The following is a 22,201-nucleotide window of genomic DNA, read 5'->3' as shown; positions in this document are numbered from 1 at the left end:
TTAAAGAGCGAATACAATGAGTGTAGAACAACAAGAAATAGCCCAATACGTTTGTTTACAAGCGCCTTTTACCATGCTTGATAGCAGCGCATACGAATACTTTGTAAATCATCTTGATATTATTTACCTCACCCGCGAAAACCAAACTCAGTGGTTACAAAGTGAAAACCCTAAACTGTTTTTAATTCGCTCTGGTTTGTATGACCTAGTTGATGGTAAGGGCGATGTTGTTACACGCTTAGCGCAAGGTGACTATTTTGGTTTTCCGTCGCTGTTAACCGGTGAGGCAATTCAAAATAGGTTGGAAGTACAAAAAGAGGGCATAGTGTATATGCTCTCTCAAACGCACTTTGATTTTTTACGCAGAGAATATAAATCGTTTGAGCAATATTTTGTACGCGCTCATGCTAACCGGTTGTTGTCATCGCATTATAAAAGTAAAAACGATAGTTGGTCTGAACGTAAAATATCAGAGCTGATGACCCGCACCGCCATTACGCTTACGCCCGATGCAAGTATTAGGCAAAGTGCTAAAAAAATGAAAGAGCATGGCGTATCGTCAATAATGATAACGCAGCACGCGCACTTAGTAGGGGTGGTAACCGACCGCGACTTACGTAACCGAGTACTTGCCGACGAAGTAGATCCACAAGACGCAGTAAGCAGTATTATGACCGCCAAGCCCAAGTTTATATTTGAAAATAACCGGGTGTTTTCGGCGCTGCACTTAATGCTTAAATACAATATTCATCATTTGCCCGTGCTTGACGAAAACCATAACCCGATAGGGATGATAACCAGCACCGATTTACTGCGCCAACAAAAAAGTGACCCCGTACAGCTTATAGGGCGCATATATAAAGCGCATACTGTTACTGATTTAAAACGCTACGCTAAAGAAATTCCCGAACTTTTGCGTAGTTTTTCGTACAACATTGACGACATATCATTAATTGGTAAATTACTCAGTGGTTTAACCGATGCGCTTACATCGCGCCTTATTCACTTATTTCAAGAAGAGCATGGCGCAGCGCCAACCAGCTTTAGTTTTATTTGCTTTGGCTCGCAAGCACGCGAAGAACAAACCCTGCATTCGGATCAAGATAACGGCTTATTACTCCCTAACGACTTAATCCCCGAACAACACGCTTACTTTAAAAGCATGGGAGAGTTTGTATGTGAGAATTTAGTTGAGTGCGGCATTAGGCGTTGCCCAGGTAATATTATGGCAAGCAGCGATGAGTGCCGAATGAGCGTAAACGACTGGAGCGAGCGCTTTTTTAAATGGATAAAAAGCCCCACACCCAATGCAATGCTTAACTGTAAGATATTTTTTGACCTGCGATTTATTGAAGGTTCAAACGCTTTATACACGGCTTTTTGCGAGCAACTAATTCGTATATCGCGTAACGACTTATTCTATGCCGCAATGGCAACCGACATAAGCAGCAACAGCGTGCCAATTGGTTTATTTAATAAATTTAAAACAGAAAAAACAGATCAAAATAATAAATACATAGATTTAAAAAAACGCGGTGTCGTAATTATAAATGACATAGTGCGGTTATACGCTTTAAAAGCGGGTATTAGGCGCGCCAACACGCAAGAACGATTAGACGCACTACTAAAATATAAACTGATCAGCAAAGAAGATATATACAACCTAAAAGACTGCTGGCGGTTCTTAACGCAGTTGCGCTTGAGTACACAAATAAACGAAGAGGGCTTACCGAGTAATTGTATTAATCCTAATAAATTAAACTCACTAGAGCGCCATCAACTAAAAGAAGCGTTTTACCTTGTTAAACAAGCGCAGCAAGCCGCCGCGTTTAAGTTTGCTCGCGGCAGTTTATAATGATGGATTACTAACATGGTAAAAAAGCTACTCACTCGGTATTTAAAGCGCCGTAAATTACTAGGCAAAAATGCCTTACAACAACGTTATTTGGTGATTGATTTAGAGCTCACTGGGCTTGATGCAAAACAGCACGAAATTGTATCGGTAGCGTGGGTGATAATAGATAACCAATGTATAAAAATGAGCGAGTCGCAGCACCTTATAAATAAAGACGTAAAAAGCCTTGAGCAAAGTCCTGTTTTTCATGGAATTAGCGACGATGCTATAACAAAAGGACAGAGCTTGTGCAGTATATTAACGCAATTGAGCTGCCATTTTAGCGACTGTATTTTAGTGTTTCATAATGCCATGCTCGATTGGGGCTTTTTAAAAATAGCGCTTAAAAATGCCAATATAACTACACGTCCTAAACTCATAATCGACACACTCCATATTGAACAAAAGCGCTTACTCCATCATTCAACTGAAATAAAACAAGATGATTTAACCCTTAATGCATGCCGCACACGTTATGAGTTACCAAGCTATCATTGCCATCATGCCCTCACTGACGCACAAGCCACTGCGGAGTTACTGCTAGCTCAGTGCCATCAAATAAGCCGTGGCAAAGAGTTGCAGTTGAGGTCAATAATTTAACAAAACTACAGCATTTACTAATTATTTTGTTAAGATAAGAATTTTAAAAGGATTTATTATGGTAATTGAAGCCGCCAGTAAGTATTACAACCAGTTAAACAATGACCTTAAAGCAGTTAAAAAGTACATCCACAATAATTTTGGTGTGTTTCTTACTATTCTTTACTTACTGGGTAGTTTATCAGGTGTTGTGTATCTTTACGTTTTACTTAATAACTTCTCGGTTGATGTATTCAACTTCATTGAAATAAGTGACTTTTTACTGGCACTGATTTCAAATCCTTTACTTGTTACTCTTTATACTGCGATCATCGTTTTAACAGCAATTTATTTAAATTGGCGCTCAGGACATATGCCAGATCCTAGTAAAACAACCGTTTTAAAAAAACTTTATTATGGCTTTGGTTACCCGTTCTATTTATTAAAACCTAGTTACTCAGTCATGTTATTTTTAGGACTTATAATATCTACATACCCTACTATGTTGGCGCATTCACACAGTAAAGATATAATAAATGAAAGAACAATGAATTATCACTTGTCATTAAATTATCCAATTGCTAAGAGTAAAGTAACTCAAATTAAAAATGTTCAAATAGTAGCCTCAACAATGGGGAATTTATTTGTTTATGATAATAAACAAGATAAGTTACTTATTATTTCACAAGAAAATATTTCAGCATTAATACCTAACCCACACAAAGAAAAAACGATTAAGCCAGAGGTAAAAGATTAGCTTTAATTAAACATTTGGCAGAAACACGATTGGCTGTTATTTATTAGTATTTACGCATAGCCCAGCATGGAACTTTTTTAGGGACGTAACATGAAACTCATTACCACTATTTTTCTAACCTTATTTCCTCTTATCTCTTTTGCTAATTCAAGCTTACCTACAAATCGTCATATTGCAGTGCAAGGGACTGCTGAGCTATTAGTTGAGCCTGATATGGCTCAAGTTTCCTTTGAAGTATCGAGCACTAAAGATTCGTTGCTTGAGGCTAAACGAGATCTTGATGCCCAGATTAACTTGTTACTAGAAGGAGTCGATAAATATGGCTTTGAGCAAGACGATGTTTTTATCTCTGGTTTAAAAAGCAATGTATACAATATTATTGGTACAGAAACGGGGACTGTTTCAGGCGATAAGTACTTAGCACTAAAAACGGTTAAAGTAACAATAAACGATATTAAAAAAATAGATGGTTTTATTGAATTTGCACAAAGCGTAAAAATAAATAATGTTATAGCAATCGAGAGTGTATCTTCAAAAGCAAAGTTGTTAGAGGCGCAGGCAACAAAAGCTGCAGTAGATGATGCAATAGCTAAAGGGAACCTGCTTGCTAAAGCATTTAGCGCTAAACTTGGGAAAGTTTACAGCATCAATTCGAATTCAAACCGAACGAATTTCGGTGATAATGAAGGCGATGCAAAGCACTCAGTTTTATCGGGCTATACAAATAATTCATACCCCTTCGAACATAAACGGTATGTAGATAAAACAATAAGTACCAATTCAATAATAAGCATCACCTCATCAATAAACGTGGTGTTTGATTTAGAAATAACTAACTAAAATTTTCATTTTAAATACATTTTCGTACTGTAAGCTGGCTTTAAGTTTTTGATTAATTTGAAGGTAGCCATATTATGAGCGATGAAAATAACACGTTAAAAGCACAAACTGAGGCAAAAATAGCGGCAGGGCGTAAAGGTAATCCTGATTTTATGAAAGGTGTTGATGAAACGATTACACAAGCAAAAGCGTTTCAACAAGGTGCTAATGCACTTGATTTAAACCAAAGCGCACCAAGTTTTGAGTTACCAAATCAACATGGTCAATCGGTGCAGTTAACCGAGTTACTTCCTAAAGGGCCTGTGGTTGTTACTTTTTATCGTGGAAGTTGGTGTCCGTACTGCAATTTACAGCTCAAAGCGCTTCAAGCACGTTTACCTGAAATTCACGCATTAGGCGCACAATTGGTGGCTATTAGCCCACAAGTACCCGATGGCTCAATGAGCGAAAGCGATATAAGTAAAATGGATTTTTTAGTGCTGTCGGACCAAAATGCCGATGTAGCAGCAAGCTACGGCGTAGCATGGCAAGTACCCACATTTTTATTAGAACATATGCGAGTAGACCGAGGCCTAGATTTAGAGTCGGTTAATAATGGTAATAGTCGTGTTTTACCGATCCCCGCCACCTTTGTTTTAGATAAACAAGGTAAAGTGACTTGGCGTTATGTTGATGTTGATTATCGTACTCGTTCTGAGCCAGAAGATATAATTAATGCATTGAAAAATTTAGTATAAAAAACTTAATTTAAGAAGTCAGAACCCTCGAAGAGCTTGCAATGCCTAAGCTCTTTAACCTTAATTTAAAGTTTCTAATGCTTCCCTCTTATAATCAGATGCAAGGTCGATTACAATACAGACATCTAAAAGGCGTATTGCCTTTATCTGCACGCTAAAAGAGTGGATTTTATATTTCATGGCAATCAAACTTGCAATTAATGGTTTTGGTCGTATTGGTCGAAATATTGTCCGCGCGTTATACGAGTCTGGTTTGAGCGACGATATAAAAATTGTTGCGATTAACGAACTTGCTGATCCTGAAGCTATTGCTCATTTATTAAAATACGACACATCCCACGGTCGTTTTTCTTTTCCTGTAAAACTTGGTGAAGACACCATTAGTGTTGCAGGCGATACCATTGCACTTTTTTGTGAAGAAAACCCAATTGAATTACCTTGGCAAACGCTCGATGTAGACGTTGTACTTGAATGTACGGGTGTTTATCACTCGCGTGAACATGCGCAGTTACATATTACCGCAGGCGCTAAAAAGGTGTTGTTTTCGCATCCGGCCGATAACGATGTTGATGCTACGATTGTGTATGGCATTAACGACGATGAGCTTAAAAGCGAGCACACAATTGTGTCTAACGGCTCGTGTACAACTAACTGTGTTGTGCCGGTTATTAAAGTATTAGATGATGCATTTGGTATTGAGTCGGGCGCTATTACAACGATTCATGCGTCGATGAACGATCAACAAGTGATTGATGGTTATCATCATGATTTACGCCGTACTCGCGCTGCAAGCCAATCAATTATTCCAGTTGATACAAAGCTCGCCCGTGGTATAGATCGTATTTTACCTAAATTTAAAGGCCGTTTTGAAGCCATAGCCGTACGTGTACCGACTATAAATGTCACGGCAATGGATTTAAGTGTAACGGTTAATACCGATGTAGATTTAAACGCAGTAAATAGCGCACTTAAAGCACAAGCAAAAGACCGCTTAGAAGGTATTTTAAGTTATACCGAAGAGCCGCTTGTATCGGTTGATTTTAATCACGACCCACATTCTTGTATTATTGATGGCACACAAACACGTGTTAGTCACAAACGACTGATAAAGTTATTAGTATGGTGTGATAACGAATGGGGTTTTGCTAATCGTATGCTCGACACCGCGCGTGCTATGATGGCAGTGAATAAGTAATTTATTAATATAATAATTTTAAACGTATTTTTCAGGTTCAGTATCGTTAACTAAGGAGATGTTCATGTCGGTCATAAAAATGGCAGATTTAGATTTAAACGGCAAACGCGTATTAATTCGTGAAGATTTAAATGTACCAGTTAAAGCAGGTAAAGTGACGTCAGATGCGCGTATTCGTGCAGCACTACCTACTATTAAATTAGCGCTTGAGATGGGTGCTAAAGTAATGGTTATGTCACACCTTGGCCGTCCTACGGAAGGGGAATATGATGAAGCGTTTTCGCTAGCACCTGTAGCTGATTACTTAAACGATGCCCTTGAGCAAACTGTACGTTTAGAAAAAGATTATCTAAACGGTGTTGATATTGCTGATAACGAAGTTGTTGTTTTTGAAAATGTGCGCTTTAACAAAGGCGAGAAGAAAAACGACGAAGCGTTATCTAAGCAACTTGCAGCACTGTGTGATGTATATGTAATGGATGCATTTGGTACGGCTCACCGTGCACAAGCATCTACGCATGGCGTTGGCTTATTTGCTGATGTGGCATGTGCAGGTCCATTGTTATCAGCTGAACTAGAAGCGTTAGGCAAAGCACTTGATAACCCAGCTCGTCCATTAGTGGCGATTGTTGGTGGTTCTAAAGTTTCAACTAAGCTAACCGTTTTAGATTCACTTTCTAAAATTGTTGACCAATTAGTTACCGGTGGCGGTATTGCAAATACCTTTATTGCTGCATCAGGTAGCCCAGTTGGTAAATCGCTTTACGAACCAGATTTAATGGATGAAGCTAACCGCTTATGTGCAGCAGCGATTGCTAATAATGGTGAAATTCCGGTACCGACTGACGTAGTTGTTGGTAATGAGTTTTCTGAATCTGCTGTAGCTACGCTTAAAGATGTAAGCGAAGTAACAAGCGACGATATGATTTTTGATATTGGTCCTGATACAGCGAGCAAGCTTGCAAAAATTATTGCAAATGCGGGCACTGTTGTATGGAATGGCCCTGTTGGCGTGTTCGAGTTTGACCAATTTGGTAATGGCACACGTGCTATTGCACAAGCAATTGCTAACTCAAATGCGTTTTCAATTGCTGGTGGTGGTGATACCTTAGCCGCAATTGATAAATACGGCATTGCCGATAAAGTTTCTTATATTTCTACTGGTGGTGGTGCGTTCTTAGAGTTTTTAGAAGGCAAAAAACTTCCAGCAGTTGAAATGCTAGAGTCGCGCGCTAAGTAATTTTAGTAGCGTAAGGTGAGGGGGTAATAGCCCTCACCGACAATTAATTATTAAATACCTCTCACCCTAATTTAATAGTTAATTTAGATGGAATATTACTGCAAAGCAGTGGTTTTTCGTGGCGTTGTTATAACGCCAAACTAACACATCCGTTCAAACTAGATGGTAGGGAACTACTGTCGATAAATTGGAGAATACCCAATGGCTTTAATCAGTATGCGACAACTTTTAGATCATGCAGCAGAGCATGGTTACGGCGTACCTGCTTTTAACGTTAACAATCAAGAGCAAATGCGCGCAATAATGGAAGCGGCTGACAAAACAAACAGCCCAGTAATCGTTCAGGGATCAGCTGGAGCACGTGCTTATGCTGGTGCTCCATTTATTCGTCATATGATTTTAGCAGCCGTTGAAGAATGGCCACATATTCCCGTTGTTATGCATCAAGATCACGGCACATCGCCAGGTGTATGTCAGCGTTCAATTCAGCTTGGTTTTTCATCAGTAATGATGGATGGCTCGTTAATGAGCGACGGTAAAACTCCTTCAAGCTACGAATACAATGTAGAAGTAACGCGCGAAACTGTTGCTATGGCTCATGCTTGTGGCGTATCGGTTGAAGGCGAGCTAGGTGTTCTTGGTTCACTTGAAACAGGTGAAGCTGGCGAAGAAGATGGTGTTGGCGCAGAAGGGTTACTAACCACTGAGCAAATGCTAACAGACCCTGAAGAAGCGGCTGACTTTGTAAATAAAACACATGTTGATGCACTTGCAATTGCCTGTGGTACTTCGCACGGAGCTTATAAATTTACTCGCCCACCAACAGATGACATTTTAGCGATTGATCGCATTAAAGCGATTCATGCACGTATTCCTAACACGCATTTAGTGATGCATGGTTCATCTTCAGTTCCTCAAGAATGGTTAGAAATTATTAATCAGTATGGTGGCGAAATTCCAGAAACTTATGGTGTGCCAGTTGAACAGATTGTTGAAGGCATTAAGTTTGGTGTTCGTAAGGTAAATATTGATACCGATTTACGTTTAGCATCTACCGGTGCAATTCGCCGTCATATGGCGTTAAACCCATCTAACTTCGATCCACGTAAATACCTAGCTGAGGCAACTAAAGCAATGACAGAGATTTGTGTTGCACGCTATAACTCGTTTGGCACTTCTGGTCAGGCTAGTAAAATTAAGCCAATTTCACTTGATGAAATGCACCTTAAATACTCAAGCGGCGAGCTAGACCCTAAAATTAGATAATAGATCAATTTATAATTGATCATTATTAGGGCCTGTTTATCTTTCGAGGTTAAATTTGCAGCAATATGTTTGGTATTTAGGCAAGGCAGAGCCTATGCAGTGTGGTTTTATTCCCCATAAATAGACGATAACGTGGAATAAATGCCAAACATGCGCTGCCCGAAGGGTTCTGCCTAGGGGCAATTTACTCTTTGTTGCTCGGTTTTTACTTAGCCCGCTAGGTTACAAACCTCACGCCGCGATTAAATCGCCCCTAGATTGAACAAATTTTAATCCTGAAAGGTCAACAGGCCCTAAGCCAGTAACTTTGTTGCTGGCTTTTTTAATGTCAGCCCTTTTTATATTGCAGGTTACGGCTTCTATTGATCAGATCGCTGTACTATCAATGCCGTACTTTGGGATCACGCATTTACTAACATAGCCTTTTCGGATCATTACTTTACTAAGCCAAATACACTTTTTCGCTATTTTAGGCTCTGAGATAATTTGATCGTTATTTATTTGTATAAACAATCAACAACTTATGGCTTTGACTAGGTACAACTCTGATCTGAGAGTGGATCGGCTTGGTAAAAATCTGATCCTTTATTTGGGCTTAGTAAAATTTAGATCTATTTTTAAACGTATTGATTGTTACACAGGCGGGTTTGTTAATTTTAAAATAGCTTTAAAGCTACTTTTAAACGATCGATCTGTAAAAAAGTCTTGGTTAGTAAAAAAATGATCCCAGTTAATTTTGTATTATTTAATGATTCAACTAGCGACAAAAAGCAGATAATTTCAAAAATTAGCTATTTTATAAATTTATCGTAAATCTCTTTTTATTACGTTAAATATTAAAAAGGTTTTAAAAATATGACGTTAATGAGGTTTTTTGTCACTAATTTGTGTTTTTTTTACCACCATTTTAATTTACACGTTACACTTTCATAAAAATGTCATACTTAGTCATAATAATGAAAACTAATTCGATAGCGTAAGAGATAAATTGGAATGTCACGTAAAGTACTAGTCGTAGATGACGAAGCTCCTATCAGGGAGATGTTGGTTTTTGTTTTAGAGCAAAATGGATTTCAAGCAATTGAAGCAGAAGATTACGACTCTGCTATTGCAGCTATGGTTGAGCCTTACCCAGATATGGTTTTACTTGATTGGATGTTACCAGGTGGAAGTGGTATTCAAATTGCTAAAAAGTTTAAGCAAAACGAACACACCCGCCAAATCCCAATTATTATGCTTACAGCCCGTGGCGAAGAAGAAGACAAAGTACGCGGTCTTGAAGTAGGTGCTGACGATTACGTAACTAAGCCGTTTTCTCCTAAAGAGCTTATGGCGCGTATTAAAGCGGTTATTCGCCGTGTATCGCCAACCTCATTAGAAGAAGCTATTGAAGTACATGGCCTGCGTTTAGACCCTATTTCGCATCGTGTTACCTCAGAAGGTAACGAGCTTGATATGGGGCCAACCGAATTTAGATTACTGCACTTTTTTATGACTCACCCAGAGCGTGTTTATAGCCGTGAACAGCTGCTTGATCATGTATGGGGAACTAATGTTTACGTAGAAGATCGCACGGTTGATGTGCACATTCGTCGTCTGCGTAAAGCAATTGGCCCACTTGGACATGACCGTTTGGTGCAAACTGTACGTGGTGCTGGATATCGTTTTTCAAGTAAGCTGTGATCAGCTTAAAGCTTAGCTAATGTATGAAATACGCATGTATTACTACTCTAAGGTAAAGTGAGTGTATGTATCGAGTTGTTAATAAGCAGGCGTTAGTAAAGCGCCTGTTTATCTATTTTTTACCCTTACTATTAATTGGTGTGCTGGTTGGCGCGCCATTTTTGCTTTTATTTTTAGGATCCTTTTCCCTCCTTATTTGGCACTACCATCAACTTTATCGTTTGAGCGATTGGCTACTTAATCAACGTAGCTTTAATCCACCTGAGGGCGAGGGTGCATGGGAGCAAGTGTTTGAAGGTATTTATCATCTACAGCACCGTAATCGTAAAAAACGTAATGAGCTTGCTGATTTAATTCGTCGCTTTCGCGATGGAGCTGAAGCAGTACCTGATGCGGTAGTGGTATTACAAAACGATTTAAGTATTGTGTGGTGTAATCAATTAGCGCTTAAAGTGCTTGGTTTGCAGTGGCCAACCGATCATGGTCAGCGTCTTGATAATTTAATTCGCGAACCTAAGTTTGCTAAATACATGCACAAAGGTGAATTTGACGACGCGCTTGAGCTGGATAACGGTCATAGCATTGAGCAAGTACTAGAATTTAGGGTTATGCCTTATGCAAGCACGCAACTTATGGTTGTTGTGCGTGATGTAACGCGCTTAAAACAGCTAGAACAGATGCGTAAAGACTTTGTAGCCAATGTGTCACACGAACTACGTACACCGCTTACAGTGGTTACTGGGTATCTTGAGATGATGGATGGCGACATGATGCCGCCGCCAGCAATGTGGAACAAAGCGCAAAATACTATGCTTGAACAATGCAAGCGCATGGATAGCTTAGTCAGCCAATTACTATCGCTTTCGCGTATTGAAGGTGCTCGTCGCCAAGATAACGATAAAGCCATAAACGTACCGCAATTACTTGGTTATATTCACACTGAGGCAAACTCAATTAATCAAGACAAAGGCCATGAGCTTATTTTTAATATCGATAAAACCCTTGATATTAAAGGCTCTGAGGATGAACTGCGTAGTGCGTTTTCTAATTTAGTATTTAACGCCATTCATTACACTAAACCCGGTGGCAAAGTGGAAGTGTGTTGGCAGCGCAAAAACAATAAAGCGCGTTTTAGTGTTACCGATAATGGTGATGGTATTGCGCCAGAGCATATTAACCGTTTAACTGAGCGTTTTTATCGTGTTGATAAAGCCCGCAGCAGAACAACAGGTGGCTCAGGTTTAGGGCTTGCGATTACAAAACATGTACTAACGCGCCACGATAGCAAATTAAATATTAGCAGCGAAGTTAACAAAGGTTCGTGTTTTTCTTTCGAATTTTCAATAGATAAGATAGTTTCGCTAGCTAAGTAATTAGGCTGAAAAGCAAAGTCATAAAAGTGTCATTTAAGAGTAATGTAACTGTCATGTACTCACTTTAGAGTGGGCAGCAGTTAGAAAATGGGACGAACAAACCGGAGAACCCTACATGAAATTTAAAAACTTAGTTGCCGCAATGGGTGTGGCTGTTACAACTTTCGTATCTGCACAAGCAGTTGCTTTAGACCAAGATATTCCTGAGTATCAAAAAATTAGTGGTGTTTCAGGTAACTTCTCATCAGTAGGTTCTGACACTTTAGCCAACATGATGACGTTCTGGGCTGAAGAGTACAAACGTATTTACCCAAATGTAAATATTCAAATTCAAGCGGCAGGTTCTTCTACTGCACCACCGGCACTTACCGAAGGTACAGCTAACCTAGGTCCAATGAGCCGTAAAATGAAATCTAAAGAAATCGAAGCGTTCGAAAAACGTTACGGTTACAAGCCAACAGAAGTTCGCGTAGCTATTGATGCACTTGCTGTATTTGTACATAAAGATAACCCAATTGAAGGTCTTCGTATTGACCAAGTAGATGCTATTTTTTCATCTACTCGTAAATGTGGCGCACCAGAGCAAGTTAATCGTTGGAGCGATGTCGGCCTAACAGGCGATTGGGCTGCTAAAGACGTTCAGCTTTATGGACGTAACTCAGTGTCAGGTACTTATGGCTACTTTAAAAAGAAAGCACTGTGTAAAGGTGATTTCCGTAATAACGTAAATGAGCAACCGGGTTCTGCATCAGTAGTACAGTCAATTTCATCTTCATTAAATGCAATTGGTTACTCTGGTATCGGCTATAAAACATCGGGCGTACGTACAGTACCGCTTGCTAAAAAAGGCGATAACTTTGTTGATGCAACACTTGATAACGTTGCGCAAGGTAAATACCCGCTATCGCGCTTTTTATATGTTTATGTGAATAAACACCCGAATAAGCCGCTATCACCTATGGAAGAACAATTTTTAAGAATGGTACTTTCAAAAGATGGTCAGCAAATTGTAGAAAAAGATGGTTATGTACCACTTTCTGCAAAGCTAGTAAAAACAGAACTTAAAAAGCTTGGTTTGAACTAATACCAATTGCATTAAATTAGTGAGTTATTATAGCGATAAGAAAATAGCGCAATAACAAGGCTAAAATTATGATACATAGTTGTTCTATATAAATAATTTTTAACGTAGTTAGTGAGTTATTTAATACGCTAGAATGGTCATGTTTTTAATAAAATTGGTATGATAAACCATAGGCAATAAAAAACCGCTCACTGAGCGGTTTTTTATTGCCTAAAACTAAAAACTTTAAGGAATTAAATATTACCTAATTTTTCGGCTTGTGCTTTACATTGGTTGTAGCTCTCAACACATTTTCCAGAGCATACTTGCTGCTTTAAGCCCTCAGCAGTTGTTTGCTGTTCACATGTACTTTCGCATTGGTAATTTTGCTGAGCACACTGATTCATTTCAGGGTTTTCAACTTGGTTTTGGCAACCTACTAATAGTGCAAAAGTAAGGGCGACTACGCTTGTTTTTATTAAAGTGTGCATGCTTCTTATCCTTAAAATGGAGTCGCAATAATATTAAATTTCGACTTGAATATTGTCGATCAATCTAACACCACCAAAATAGGCTGCGGCTAAAATAACAAATTGAGTATCTTCGATTGTAGCAGTTTTTAATGTATCTCGTTGAGCAATCTCAAAATAGTCTGGCTTTAGGCCAGCTTGCTCTAAGCTCTGTTTAGCTAAGCTTTCAAGTTTTACGAAGTCTTTTTCGCCGCTTTTAAGTTGCTCAGCGCATGTATTAAGTGCTTTAAATAATACGGTTGCAGTCGCTTTTTGCTCATCAGATAAGTAACCATTACGTGAGCTCATAGCAAGGCCAGAAACTTCTCGCATTGTAGGTACACCAATAACTTCAACCGGAATTGATAGGTCGCGTGCCATGGTTTTAATTACTTGCAGTTGCTGAAAATCTTTTTCACCAAAACAGGCGTAATCGGGTTGTACAAGGTTAAATAATTTTGTAACTACCGTGGCAACACCTCTAAAGTGACCAGGACGTGAGCCACCACAGTAACCTAATGAAATATCAGGCACATCTACAAAGCTCTGTGCGCCAAGTCCATTTGGATAAATTGTTTCTACACTTGGGGTAAATACAATATCAGTGCCTAGTTCTGCAAGGCCTTGTTTATCTTCGTTTAGTGTACGAGGATAGTTATCTAAATCTTCGTTAGCACCAAATTGCATTGGGTTAACAAAAATACTCACAACGACTTTATCGGCTAAGTTTTTTGCTTTTTCTACTAGCGAAAAATGCCCACGGTGCAAGTTGCCCATTGTTGGCACAAGTGCCACGCTAAGACCCGCTTGGCGCCATGCTTTAATTTGACTACGTAACGATCTGATTTCAGTAATTGACTGCATTATTTAAACTCGTGTTCAGCGCTTGGAAACGCGCCATTTTTAACGTCTGTACAATACTTTTGAACGGCTGCAGGCATATTGCCTGTTTCGAGCAAAAAGTTTTTAGAAAATTTAGGAATGTAACCTGCTGAAATACCAACAAGGTCATGCATTACCAGTATTTGGCCGTCAGTTAAACTGCCCGCACCAATACCAATTGTTGGGATGCTTAGGGCGTCTGTAATGCGTTTTGCCAATGCACTTGGAATACATTCAAGTACTAATAATTGTGCGCCAGCAGCTTCAAGTGCTTTTGCGTCATCAATCATTTTTTGTGCTTTGTCTTCTTCGCGACCTTGTATTTTAAAGCCACCAAATACATGTACTGACTGTGGTGTAAGGCCTAAATGCCCGCAAACTGGAATACCTTGTTGAGTAAGCGTTTTAATGCTCTCGTAAAGCCATTCTCCGCCTTCAAGCTTAATCATGTTTGCGCCAGCGCGCATAAGCTCAGCTGCATTTTTACAAGTATCACTTACGCTTGAGTAGGTCATAAAAGGTAAGTCAGCAATTACAAATAATTCGCGGCTACCAGCGCGTACACAGCGGGTATGATATGCAATATCTTGATTGGTTACGCCAAGGGTGTCATCGCCGCCTTGTAGTACCATGCCCAAAGAGTCGCCCACTAAAATAACTTCAACGCCGTTATCATGAAATAACTTTGCAAAACTAGCGTCGTAGGCTGTCAATGCAGTAATTTTGTTATTTTCTGCTTTCATTTTATTTAAAGTAGAAACGGTTATTTTAGACATAATATCCTCGCAGGCAAAAGCCTAGGTTAATTACAGAGGTAATTGTTGTAAGTCGTTGAGCGGTAAATTATTTGCAATGGTTTTTAATGCAATGCCGCTAGGTAAAATAAGTTCAGGTGCAAGCTCTAATAGTGGATAAACCACAAACTCGCGATTATTCAAACCATAATGAGGCACAGTTAAGCGCACCGTATTTATAATTTGATCATCAAATAATAGAGTATCTATATCAAGAGTGCGTGGACCCCAACGTTCAGCCTTTCTTACTCGACCATGCTCAAGTTCAATTCGTTGCGTTAAATCAAGTAATTGCTCTGGCTCAAGGGTCGTTTTAATGCACGCTACTGCATTGATATAGTCTGGTTGATCTTGTGGGCCCATAGGCTTACTTGCATAGTAATGCGATACGTTTATAAATTCACAATTAGGCAGCTTTTTAAGCGCGATTACCGCGTTATCAAGCTGCTCTTTTGGTGAGTTTAGGTTGGCACCTAAACCCAAATAAACACAGTGCATGTTATTACTCAGCTGGCTTTTTAGTAGGTCGACGGCGCTTTCGCGGCTTAGGACCACCTTGGTGACCTAAGTTTTTAACCATCTCTTTTTGGCCGTTTATATCTTGGCTTAAGTATTGTGTCCACCACTGGGCAAGCTCAGTGTGCTGTGTTTCGCCTGCATCTACGCGTAAGAGTAAAAAGTCGTAGGCGGCTTTAAAGCGAGGTTGCTGCGTTAGTCTGTAAGCACGTTGGCCTGCACGTTTATCCAAACGGTGCTGAATATGCCAAATATCGCGAGCACCTAAAGTAAAGCGTTTAGGAACCGCAATGTGTTGTGAGTTATCGCTTAGTACTTTATTCATTGCTTGTGCGAAAGCATCGTATTCTGCAAGTTGTTCTTGGCTTTGAATCTTTTTAGTACGTTCAAGCAGCGGGAACCAAAGTAGTGCGGCAAAAATAAACGCTGGTGTTACTTTTTTATCTGCATTAATACGTTTGTCGGTATTTTGAAACATTTGCTGAATAAGCGTGTGTTCTAAGCCACTTGGATTTTTATCTAAGATTTTATCAAGCTCAGGAAACAATGAGCGGAATAAGCCGTATTTACGCAGCATTAAAAAGTTAGCTTCGGCCTTGCCATTTAAAAACAGCTTAAGAATTTCTTCAAATAAACGTGCTGGCGGAATGTTATCAAGCAAACTTGCAAGCTCGCTAATTGGCTTTTCACTTTTAGGCGCAATGCTCATATCAAGTTTAGTAGCAAAGCGAACTGCACGTAACATACGAACAGGGTCTTCGCGGTAACGCGTTTCAGGGTCGCCGATTAGCTCAATTTGTTTAGCTTTAATTGCCGCTAAGCCGTTGGCGTAATCGTGAATACTAAAATCTTTGATTGAGTAATAAAGTGCATTGATTGAAAAGTCGCGGCGTTCTGCATCTTCTTCAATACTGCCAAATACGTTGTCACGTAGTAATTGGCCTTCATCGCTTGATTGGCTTATTTGATTTTTGTCTTCTTGCGCTTCGTGGTGGCCACGCATAGTCGCCACTTCAATAATTTCACGGCCAAATACAATATGTGCTAAACGAAAGCGACGACCAATAAGGCGACAGTTTCTAAATAGTTTTTTTACTTGATCTGGCGTGGCATTAGTAACTACGTCAAAATCTTTTGGCTGTTGGCCTAACAATATATCGCGAATACAACCACCAACAAGGTAGGCATCGTAGCCACCGTCTTTTAAGCGGTATAATACTTTGATTGCATTTGGGCTAAATTGTTTGCGAGAAATACCATGCTCACCACGAGTGACAACAATAGGTTCACTGCTTACAGAAGCGCTTTCGGCACTGGTATTCGGGCCGATTATTTGTCGGCAAAATTGAAAAAGCTTGGAAATAATAGTCTGTCTCCTAGAAGGTGTGATTGACTCTGCATCGCAATCAAAAGTTACAGCAAATGGGGCGGTTATAGCCCAGTACAAGCTGTTTGACGTAATTAGCATATATTTAGGCGGCTATCATATACCAGCAGGGTTTAAAAATTAAGTTGATGTGTTGAAATTAAGCCGTTTTTAGCTATTTTATTTACTTAAATGTGTAAATTGGACTTTCTGACTACGTGGATGCTGAGAAATTTGTATTTCGGATACTTGTGGTACCTGTTTTAAGCTAAAGTTTTTAATTCCCCAAGCGATTAATTGTTCAATATTTAAATCGATTAAATCAGCTATAACAGGCAATCCTAAAAATTCAAATGCACTAATTAAAGCAGGCTTTGGATTTTGTTTGCTAATGGCAGGAGCATAATTTTGTTTAGACAATTTGAAACCAGGCTTGGCAACCGCTAAAGGTAAATGAGCAAATTCAGGCACAGGGCTATCGAGTTGTTTAAATAAACTAATTTGCCGAGCGGTTGGCTCAATTAAATCAGCACCTCTTACAATTCGATTAATCCCTTGATCAATATCATCGACGACCACAACAAGTTGATATGCAAATAAGTCATCGCTGCGTTTAATTAAGTAATCTTCATGGGAAAGGGCGCTATTTACCGTTATATCACCTTGAATTAAGTCATTAAATTGAGTCGTTGGATATTGCTGAACTAAGCGAAGCGCACCGGATTGAGTATTATGATTAAGTGTTTGGCAATGCCCCTGATAAATACCGCCAATGGCTTTTATTTGTTTGCGAGTACAGGTGCAACCATAAACAAGGTTTTGTTTTAAAAGTGAGTGGGTAATATCTTGGTATAAAGGCAGACGCTGCGTTTGATATACAACAGGTTCGTCCCAGTGAAGGGCGTAGGCATGTAAGGTATTAAGAATATCGGAGTCGGCGTTTTTAACCACGCGCGTAGTGTCAATGTCTTCTATACGAACTAACCAATCTCCTTGGTTAGCTTTTGCATCTAGATAACTACCCACAGCCGCTACAAGTGAGCCAAAATGTAATGGCCCAGAAGGAGACGGTGCAAAACGACCGCGATATTTACGCATAGGCGCAGTAACGGCTGTAGGAGACATAACTAATTAATAAGTATTAATTAGCCGCGTCCAGATTGCTTTTCTTTGATTTCTGCAAGTGTTTTGCAGTCTACGCATAAATCGGCAGTAGGACGAGCTTCTAAGCGACGTATGCCAATTTCGATGCCACAAGACTCACAAAATCCAAAATCATCTTCTTTAATCAAATTAATTGTTTTTTCAATTTTTTTGATTAATTTACGTTCGCGGTCACGAGTACGAAGTTCTAAAGAGAACTCTTCTTCTTGTGCAGCGCGGTCAACTGGGTCAGGAAAGTTAGCAGCTTCGTCTTGCATGTGCGATTTAGTACGATCAACTTCGTTACGTAAATCATTACGCCAAGTTTCTAAAATCGCTCTAAAATGAGCACGTTGTGCATCATTCATGTACTCTTCGCCTGGTTTTTCTTGGTATGGTTCTAAACCGGCTTGAGCCAATAAACCATGTTTCTTTTGGTCTGGCATAACTCTCTCCTAAATCCTTAATTTAATGCCTCAGCATTAGCCGGCGGTATAAATAACAGAATCTTATATCCTAGGCAAATTTATTTTTAATTAATCGAATTAGCTTCAACCATGCTTACTGAGTAAAAAGTGTATTAATAGTCTATTTACACTTTTAATTAATTCACATATTCGCTTTCTAAAACTTGCCTTGTTATGTGGGCAAAAGCTTTAAAAACAAGTTAATTTTTATAATTCACTTTGTATAACTTTTTTTAATTTGAGTACTTTGCTTATTTTGCAAATTACGCTTAGTTCAATCCCTTGGTTTAATACACTATTGTGCAAATACTATTTTTTTATGAAGTAAAACTTCATTAGCAGAAATTGTGGCCTTGTATGCTAATACTTCAACGCCGGCTATTATTGCTTGGCTTAATAGCGTGGCGTATTTTTTATCAATATGCGCAGCTGCACTTACTGTATTTATTCCTTCATGCAAAACAGCGAACAGTAATACTGCTCGGTGGCCTTGTTCGATCATTTCTATTAGTTCGCGAATATGTTTTTGTCCGCGCAGTGTTTGCGCATCAGGAAAGTAGCCTTGCCCGCTTTGTGGTGCATCTTCGCTTAATAATGTGACTGATTTAACTTCTACGTAGCAATCAGGCTTATTTTCGTCAGTGAGCAAAAAGTCGATTCTGCTGTTTTCGCTGCCGCACTTTACTTCGCTTTGCAATTGACTGTAGTCGAGTAGCTCGCTTATTACATTATTGTTTATTGCTTCTTCTACTACTTTATTAGCCACTGCTGTATTTACACAAATAAGCTGCGATAAGTTATTTTGCGTAAGCTCTAATGAATGCGGGTATTTTCGTTTTGCGTTATCGCTTGTTGAATAAAAAGCAGCAAAACCCGGCTCTGCGCATCCCGTCATTTTACCCGTATTAGCACAGTGGGCGGTAAATTCACTGCCATCACTTAATTGTAAATCAGCTAAAAAGCGTTTGTAGCGTTTTAATAAGGTGGCAGGTTGCAGAGTTGGCGTGTACTTCATGATAACTTCCAAAGCGTAAATACTGCACAGCAGTGTGGTTTATGTTATTTATCTCAAGCTGTTGGGAACTTAAGCGCTCTATAGTAAACTCGGTGGCACATTTAAGTGCAAGGGTATTCTAACATGAGTGAAAAATTTGTTGTTCAACTAAGCGAACAAGCAGCAGCGAGTCATTGGGGCGATAATGCGTCATTGTCTTTTAATGAGCGCGGTGCAACTGTTCATTTGTCTGAGCAAGAAACATTGAAAAATGTTCAAAAAGCTGGTCGTACTATTGCAATCCAAGGTATTAAAAACGTTGAATTAGCAGGCGATGCTTGGTGTACAGAAAGTCAGTGGGCTTTTTATCAAGGCTTTGTAACACCAAAATCGTTAAACGGTGTTGATTTTGTTGATAACGCACAATCAGATATTAAAGAACTTGCTCACTTAAAAACGTCAGCAATTTGGGCACGTGAAATGGTTAACGGGACTGCCGATGACATTTACCCAGAAAGCCTTGCTGAAAAAGCGGCTGAGTTTATTCAATCATTAGCGCCTGAGCATGTAAGTTACCAAATTATTAAAGGTGATGCGTTACTAGAACAACAGTGGATTGGTATTCATGCTGTTGGTCGCGGTAGTGTTCGCCCGCCAGTATTGCTTGAGCTTGATTACAACCCAACAGGCGACGAAAATGCACCAGTAAGTGCAGCGCTTGTAGGTAAAGGTATTACGTTTGACTCAGGTGGTTACTCAATCAAATCAAGCGAAGGTATGCTTGGTATGAAGTGCGACATGGGCGGCGCTGCAACAGTAACTGCAGGTTTAGCATTGGCTATTAACCGTGGTATTGAAAAACGTATTAAACTGTTTTTATGTTGTGCTGAGAACTTAATTTCGGGTCATGCATACAAATTAGGTGATATTCTTACTTATAAAAATGGCACGACAGTTGAAATTGTAAACACCGATGCTGAAGGTCGCTTAGTACTTGCCGATGGCCTAATGGCCGCAGGTGAGACTGGCGCTCCACTTATTATTGATGCAGCAACACTAACTGGCGCAGCGCTTGTTGCTGTTGGTCAAGAGTACAATGCATTATTTGCACTTGATAAAGAACTTGTACGTGAAGTTGAGAGTTTTGCATCTCAAGAAATGGAAGCTGCTTGGCCACTTCCTCTTGAAAAATGGCATCAACAAAACTGCCCATCTCCTTATGCTGATACGGCAAATAGCCGTGCGCAAAAAGGTGGCGGTTATGGCGGTGCATCGAATGCTGCAGGCTTTTTATCGCGCTTTGTGCCAAACGATGGCAAAGGCTGGGTACACATCGATTTAGCGGCTGCATTTAACATGGGCAGTACAAGTCAATGGGCAGCGGGTGCAACAACTCAAGGTATGCGTACAGTTGCTCGTACTTTACAAGAAAAAGCATAATATTTACTAAATTACGCTTTTTACGCTAAAAATAGGCACCCTTGGGTGCCTATTTTTTAATTTACAGGCAAGCAATTTTATTTCATTTACGGTAAAATCAGTCGCCAATACCTGTTTGAGTTTAATTTTTGCTTAACTCTAAGCTGCGCTCAAATCTTATATCCACCACTGGGGTTTCTAATTATGTCAGATAAGTGCTACATCACAGCTCAACAGCTGCTTGAAGATTCGTTCCGCGTAGCGGCACAAGTATACCAAGATGGCTTTCGTCCTGATTTTATTATTGGTATTTGGCGAGGTGGTGCACCGATCGGTATTGCTGTTCAAGAATATTACGATTACAAAGGCATTGAGACTGACCACATTGCAGTACGTACATCGTCTTATTACGGTATTGGTAAACAGTCGAAAGAAATTAAAGTACACGGCTTACATTACATTGTAGAGAACGCAAATGCAGGTGATTCATTATTAATTGTTGATGATGTATTTGACTCAGGTCGTAGTATTGTTGCATTAAAAGAAAAGCTTTCAGAGCTTATGCGCTTAAACTTGCCACGTGATATTCGTATTGCATGCCCGTACTACAAGCCAAAAAACTCAAAAGTAGACACTGTTCCAGATTATTATATTCATGAATCTGAAGAGTGGTTAGTGTTCCCGCATGAATTATCGGGTTTAACACCGGATGAAATTATTGCTGGTAAATCTGATCTTGCGAAAATTCATGACATTTTGCTAGAGAAGTAATTAGTAATTTGCATAAATAAAAAAAGGCCGTTAAGGCCTTTTTTTATTTTAAAGCTGAGCAAAGCTATCTACGTATTCACTTAGTTTTGGTATATCGACTGCTTGCAAGCCATCGTTACTTCTAAGTACCAAGCCTTTTTCTACGAGTTCTGTAACAACACGTCTGTAAGCTCGCTCAGTGGTAGCAAAACGTTCGGCTTCAGCATTTACAGTTGGGTAGGCTCTAAGTAGCGTAGGGTTGTTGTTCTCGGCCCTTAGTAAGCAATCTTTAGCTATGTTATAGCTAAGTGGTAGTAATAACTTATCTAAATTGATTTTTTGGTTTTCCTGAAACTTAGCCGCAATAGTTTGTGCTGTGTATAAGCTTAGTTCTGGTTTTTCAAGCAGTAGAGCACGCCAATGCCTTAATTCAATAAGGTTATAAGTGACATCGCTAAAGCACGTTACCGTATATATACACGGATTATTATTTAGCGCTTCTATTTCACCAATAAGGGTGTTGTTACAATCCAATTGTCCTAACAGCAGGCGTCGTCCATTACCTACGTCGTAACTAAACGACACAGTGCCACTGCGTACAAGCACAAGCTTGCTTAAAGGCTGATCTTGATGGATCAGAACTTCTTTTTTTGATTGTTGATAGCTACTACCGGCAAAGGTTAAAAGCTGATCAACAAGGTAACTAGAAAAATGGTATTGAAACATCAATGTGC

Annotated in this window: 22 protein-coding genes; 13 read left to right on the top strand and 9 right to left on the bottom strand. The window is 39.5% G+C overall.

The window, feature by feature from the left end; genetic code table 11:
- The first annotated feature begins 16 nt into the window (after nt 1-16).
- From GQR45_RS09295 to GQR45_RS09245, 11 genes are all read left to right on the top strand, one after another.
- Nucleotides 17-1,855, top strand: coding sequence for a DUF294 nucleotidyltransferase-like domain-containing protein (locus tag GQR45_RS09295; RefSeq protein WP_165725725.1), 1,839 nt, complete (start codon nt 17-19; stop codon nt 1,853-1,855).
- A 15-nt stretch (nt 1,856-1,870) separates the two neighbouring features.
- On the top strand, nt 1,871-2,494 hold the full coding sequence (locus tag GQR45_RS09290) for a 3'-5' exonuclease (protein ID WP_165725724.1): 624 nt from the start codon (nt 1,871-1,873) through the stop codon (nt 2,492-2,494).
- 58 nt (nt 2,495-2,552) lie between these two features.
- A complete protein-coding gene (locus GQR45_RS09285) occupies nt 2,553-3,230 on the top strand; it encodes a hypothetical protein (protein WP_165725723.1) in 678 nt (225 codons plus the stop codon).
- A 90-nt stretch (nt 3,231-3,320) separates the two neighbouring features.
- A complete protein-coding gene (locus GQR45_RS09280; protein WP_165725722.1) occupies nt 3,321-4,070 on the top strand; it encodes an SIMPL domain-containing protein in 750 nt (249 codons plus the stop codon).
- A 74-nt stretch (nt 4,071-4,144) separates the two neighbouring features.
- Nucleotides 4,145-4,807: a peroxiredoxin-like family protein gene (locus GQR45_RS09275; RefSeq protein ID WP_165725721.1), complete on the top strand. Its 663-nt coding sequence runs from the start codon at nt 4,145-4,147 to the stop codon at nt 4,805-4,807.
- A 178-nt stretch (nt 4,808-4,985) separates the two neighbouring features.
- The gene (epd, locus tag GQR45_RS09270) at nt 4,986-6,002 is read left to right on the top strand and encodes an erythrose-4-phosphate dehydrogenase (RefSeq protein ID WP_165725720.1); all 1,017 of its coding nucleotides are present in this window, start codon (nt 4,986-4,988) and stop codon (nt 6,000-6,002) included.
- Between the two features lie 64 nt (nt 6,003-6,066).
- Complete coding sequence (locus GQR45_RS09265; protein ID WP_007587175.1) at nt 6,067-7,242, top strand: phosphoglycerate kinase; 1,176 nt, start codon at nt 6,067-6,069, stop codon at nt 7,240-7,242.
- A 201-nt stretch (nt 7,243-7,443) separates the two neighbouring features.
- On the top strand, nt 7,444-8,508 hold the full coding sequence (fba, locus tag GQR45_RS09260; RefSeq protein WP_165725719.1) for a class II fructose-bisphosphate aldolase: 1,065 nt from the start codon (nt 7,444-7,446) through the stop codon (nt 8,506-8,508).
- A gap of 993 nt (nt 8,509-9,501) precedes the next feature.
- Nucleotides 9,502-10,191 (top strand): phosphate regulon transcriptional regulator PhoB, encoded by a 690-nt coding sequence (phoB, locus tag GQR45_RS09255; RefSeq protein WP_006791869.1) that lies wholly within the window; start codon nt 9,502-9,504, stop codon nt 10,189-10,191.
- Between the two features lie 65 nt (nt 10,192-10,256).
- Complete coding sequence (gene phoR / locus GQR45_RS09250; protein WP_010554593.1) at nt 10,257-11,564, top strand: phosphate regulon sensor histidine kinase PhoR; 1,308 nt, start codon at nt 10,257-10,259, stop codon at nt 11,562-11,564.
- A 115-nt stretch (nt 11,565-11,679) separates the two neighbouring features.
- Nucleotides 11,680-12,648 (top strand): phosphate ABC transporter substrate-binding protein PstS family protein, encoded by a 969-nt coding sequence (locus GQR45_RS09245; protein WP_010554592.1) that lies wholly within the window; start codon nt 11,680-11,682, stop codon nt 12,646-12,648.
- A gap of 233 nt (nt 12,649-12,881) precedes the next feature.
- Here the strand turns inward: GQR45_RS09245 and GQR45_RS09240 are convergent, their stop codons facing one another.
- The 8 genes from GQR45_RS09240 to sfsA all read right to left on the bottom strand — a co-directional run bounded on the left by GQR45_RS09240 (nt 12,882) and on the right by sfsA (nt 19,319).
- Nucleotides 12,882-13,118, bottom strand: a complete 237-nt coding sequence (locus tag GQR45_RS09240; RefSeq protein ID WP_007587168.1) for a hypothetical protein — start codon at nt 13,116-13,118, stop codon at nt 12,882-12,884.
- Nucleotides 13,119-13,151: 33 nt separating this feature from the next.
- Nucleotides 13,152-14,000, bottom strand: coding sequence for a pantoate--beta-alanine ligase (panC, locus tag GQR45_RS09235; RefSeq protein ID WP_007587167.1), 849 nt, complete (start codon nt 13,998-14,000; stop codon nt 13,152-13,154).
- Nucleotides 14,000-14,794 carry a 3-methyl-2-oxobutanoate hydroxymethyltransferase gene (gene panB / locus GQR45_RS09230; RefSeq protein WP_007587166.1) on the bottom strand — a complete coding sequence of 265 codons (795 nt, stop codon included), beginning with the start codon at nt 14,792-14,794 and terminating at the stop codon, nt 14,000-14,002. Before panB ends, panC begins: the two co-directional genes overlap by 1 nt.
- A gap of 30 nt (nt 14,795-14,824) precedes the next feature.
- Nucleotides 14,825-15,310, bottom strand: a complete 486-nt coding sequence (folK, locus tag GQR45_RS09225; RefSeq protein ID WP_007587165.1) for a 2-amino-4-hydroxy-6-hydroxymethyldihydropteridine diphosphokinase — start codon at nt 15,308-15,310, stop codon at nt 14,825-14,827.
- A gap of 4 nt (nt 15,311-15,314) precedes the next feature.
- Entirely contained in the window at nt 15,315-16,796 is a 1,482-nt protein-coding gene (gene pcnB / locus GQR45_RS09220; protein WP_007587164.1) for a polynucleotide adenylyltransferase PcnB, read from the bottom strand.
- Nucleotides 16,797-16,874: 78 nt separating this feature from the next.
- Nucleotides 16,875-17,819, bottom strand: coding sequence for a tRNA glutamyl-Q(34) synthetase GluQRS (gluQRS, locus tag GQR45_RS09215; RefSeq protein ID WP_165725718.1), 945 nt, complete (start codon nt 17,817-17,819; stop codon nt 16,875-16,877).
- 20 nt (nt 17,820-17,839) lie between these two features.
- Complete coding sequence (dksA, locus tag GQR45_RS09210; RefSeq protein ID WP_002962671.1) at nt 17,840-18,283, bottom strand: RNA polymerase-binding protein DksA; 444 nt, start codon at nt 18,281-18,283, stop codon at nt 17,840-17,842.
- Nucleotides 18,284-18,599: 316 nt separating this feature from the next.
- Entirely contained in the window at nt 18,600-19,319 is a 720-nt protein-coding gene (gene sfsA, locus GQR45_RS09205) for a DNA/RNA nuclease SfsA (RefSeq protein ID WP_165725717.1), read from the bottom strand.
- A gap of 123 nt (nt 19,320-19,442) precedes the next feature.
- Between sfsA and pepB the strand changes: the two genes are divergently transcribed.
- Both pepB and GQR45_RS09195 read left to right on the top strand, forming a co-directional pair.
- A complete protein-coding gene (gene pepB / locus GQR45_RS09200) occupies nt 19,443-20,738 on the top strand; it encodes an aminopeptidase PepB (protein ID WP_007587159.1) in 1,296 nt (431 codons plus the stop codon).
- A gap of 183 nt (nt 20,739-20,921) precedes the next feature.
- Entirely contained in the window at nt 20,922-21,488 is a 567-nt protein-coding gene (locus GQR45_RS09195) for a phosphoribosyltransferase family protein (RefSeq protein ID WP_007377478.1), read from the top strand.
- Nucleotides 21,489-21,536: 48 nt separating this feature from the next.
- On the opposite strand, the gene GQR45_RS09190 is transcribed toward GQR45_RS09195, so the two are convergent.
- Entirely contained in the window at nt 21,537-22,193 is a 657-nt protein-coding gene (locus tag GQR45_RS09190) for a Crp/Fnr family transcriptional regulator (protein ID WP_002962665.1), read from the bottom strand.
- Nucleotides 22,194-22,201 lie beyond the last annotated feature (8 nt).

Origin of the sequence: Pseudoalteromonas sp. SA25 (assembly GCF_011378705.1) — a bacterium.
Classification (GTDB): Bacteria; Pseudomonadota; Gammaproteobacteria; order Enterobacterales; family Alteromonadaceae; genus Pseudoalteromonas; species Pseudoalteromonas arctica.
Note: the sequence above shows the minus strand (reverse complement) of the source record. Positions and strands in the feature narration are given on the sequence as shown.

Coding starts and splice junctions, on each gene's coding strand:
- GQR45_RS09295 (WP_165725725.1), top strand. CDS start 17: ATGAGTGTAGAACAACAAGAAATAGCCCAATACGTTTGTTTACAAGCG.
- GQR45_RS09290 (WP_165725724.1), top strand. CDS start 1,871: ATGGTAAAAAAGCTACTCACTCGGTATTTAAAGCGCCGTAAATTACTA.
- GQR45_RS09285 (WP_165725723.1), top strand. CDS start 2,553: ATGGTAATTGAAGCCGCCAGTAAGTATTACAACCAGTTAAACAATGAC.
- GQR45_RS09280 (WP_165725722.1), top strand. CDS start 3,321: ATGAAACTCATTACCACTATTTTTCTAACCTTATTTCCTCTTATCTCT.
- GQR45_RS09275 (WP_165725721.1), top strand. CDS start 4,145: ATGAGCGATGAAAATAACACGTTAAAAGCACAAACTGAGGCAAAAATA.
- epd (WP_165725720.1), top strand. CDS start 4,986: ATGGCAATCAAACTTGCAATTAATGGTTTTGGTCGTATTGGTCGAAAT.
- GQR45_RS09265 (WP_007587175.1), top strand. CDS start 6,067: ATGTCGGTCATAAAAATGGCAGATTTAGATTTAAACGGCAAACGCGTA.
- fba (WP_165725719.1), top strand. CDS start 7,444: ATGGCTTTAATCAGTATGCGACAACTTTTAGATCATGCAGCAGAGCAT.
- phoB (WP_006791869.1), top strand. CDS start 9,502: ATGTCACGTAAAGTACTAGTCGTAGATGACGAAGCTCCTATCAGGGAG.
- phoR (WP_010554593.1), top strand. CDS start 10,257: ATGTATCGAGTTGTTAATAAGCAGGCGTTAGTAAAGCGCCTGTTTATC.
- GQR45_RS09245 (WP_010554592.1), top strand. CDS start 11,680: ATGAAATTTAAAAACTTAGTTGCCGCAATGGGTGTGGCTGTTACAACT.
- GQR45_RS09240 (WP_007587168.1), bottom strand. CDS start 13,118: ATGCACACTTTAATAAAAACAAGCGTAGTCGCCCTTACTTTTGCACTA.
- panC (WP_007587167.1), bottom strand. CDS start 14,000: ATGCAGTCAATTACTGAAATCAGATCGTTACGTAGTCAAATTAAAGCA.
- panB (WP_007587166.1), bottom strand. CDS start 14,794: ATGTCTAAAATAACCGTTTCTACTTTAAATAAAATGAAAGCAGAAAAT.
- folK (WP_007587165.1), bottom strand. CDS start 15,310: ATGCACTGTGTTTATTTGGGTTTAGGTGCCAACCTAAACTCACCAAAA.
- pcnB (WP_007587164.1), bottom strand. CDS start 16,796: ATGCTAATTACGTCAAACAGCTTGTACTGGGCTATAACCGCCCCATTT.
- gluQRS (WP_165725718.1), bottom strand. CDS start 17,819: ATGTCTCCTACAGCCGTTACTGCGCCTATGCGTAAATATCGCGGTCGT.
- dksA (WP_002962671.1), bottom strand. CDS start 18,283: ATGCCAGACCAAAAGAAACATGGTTTATTGGCTCAAGCCGGTTTAGAA.
- sfsA (WP_165725717.1), bottom strand. CDS start 19,319: ATGAAGTACACGCCAACTCTGCAACCTGCCACCTTATTAAAACGCTAC.
- pepB (WP_007587159.1), top strand. CDS start 19,443: ATGAGTGAAAAATTTGTTGTTCAACTAAGCGAACAAGCAGCAGCGAGT.
- GQR45_RS09195 (WP_007377478.1), top strand. CDS start 20,922: ATGTCAGATAAGTGCTACATCACAGCTCAACAGCTGCTTGAAGATTCG.
- GQR45_RS09190 (WP_002962665.1), bottom strand. CDS start 22,193: ATGTTTCAATACCATTTTTCTAGTTACCTTGTTGATCAGCTTTTAACC.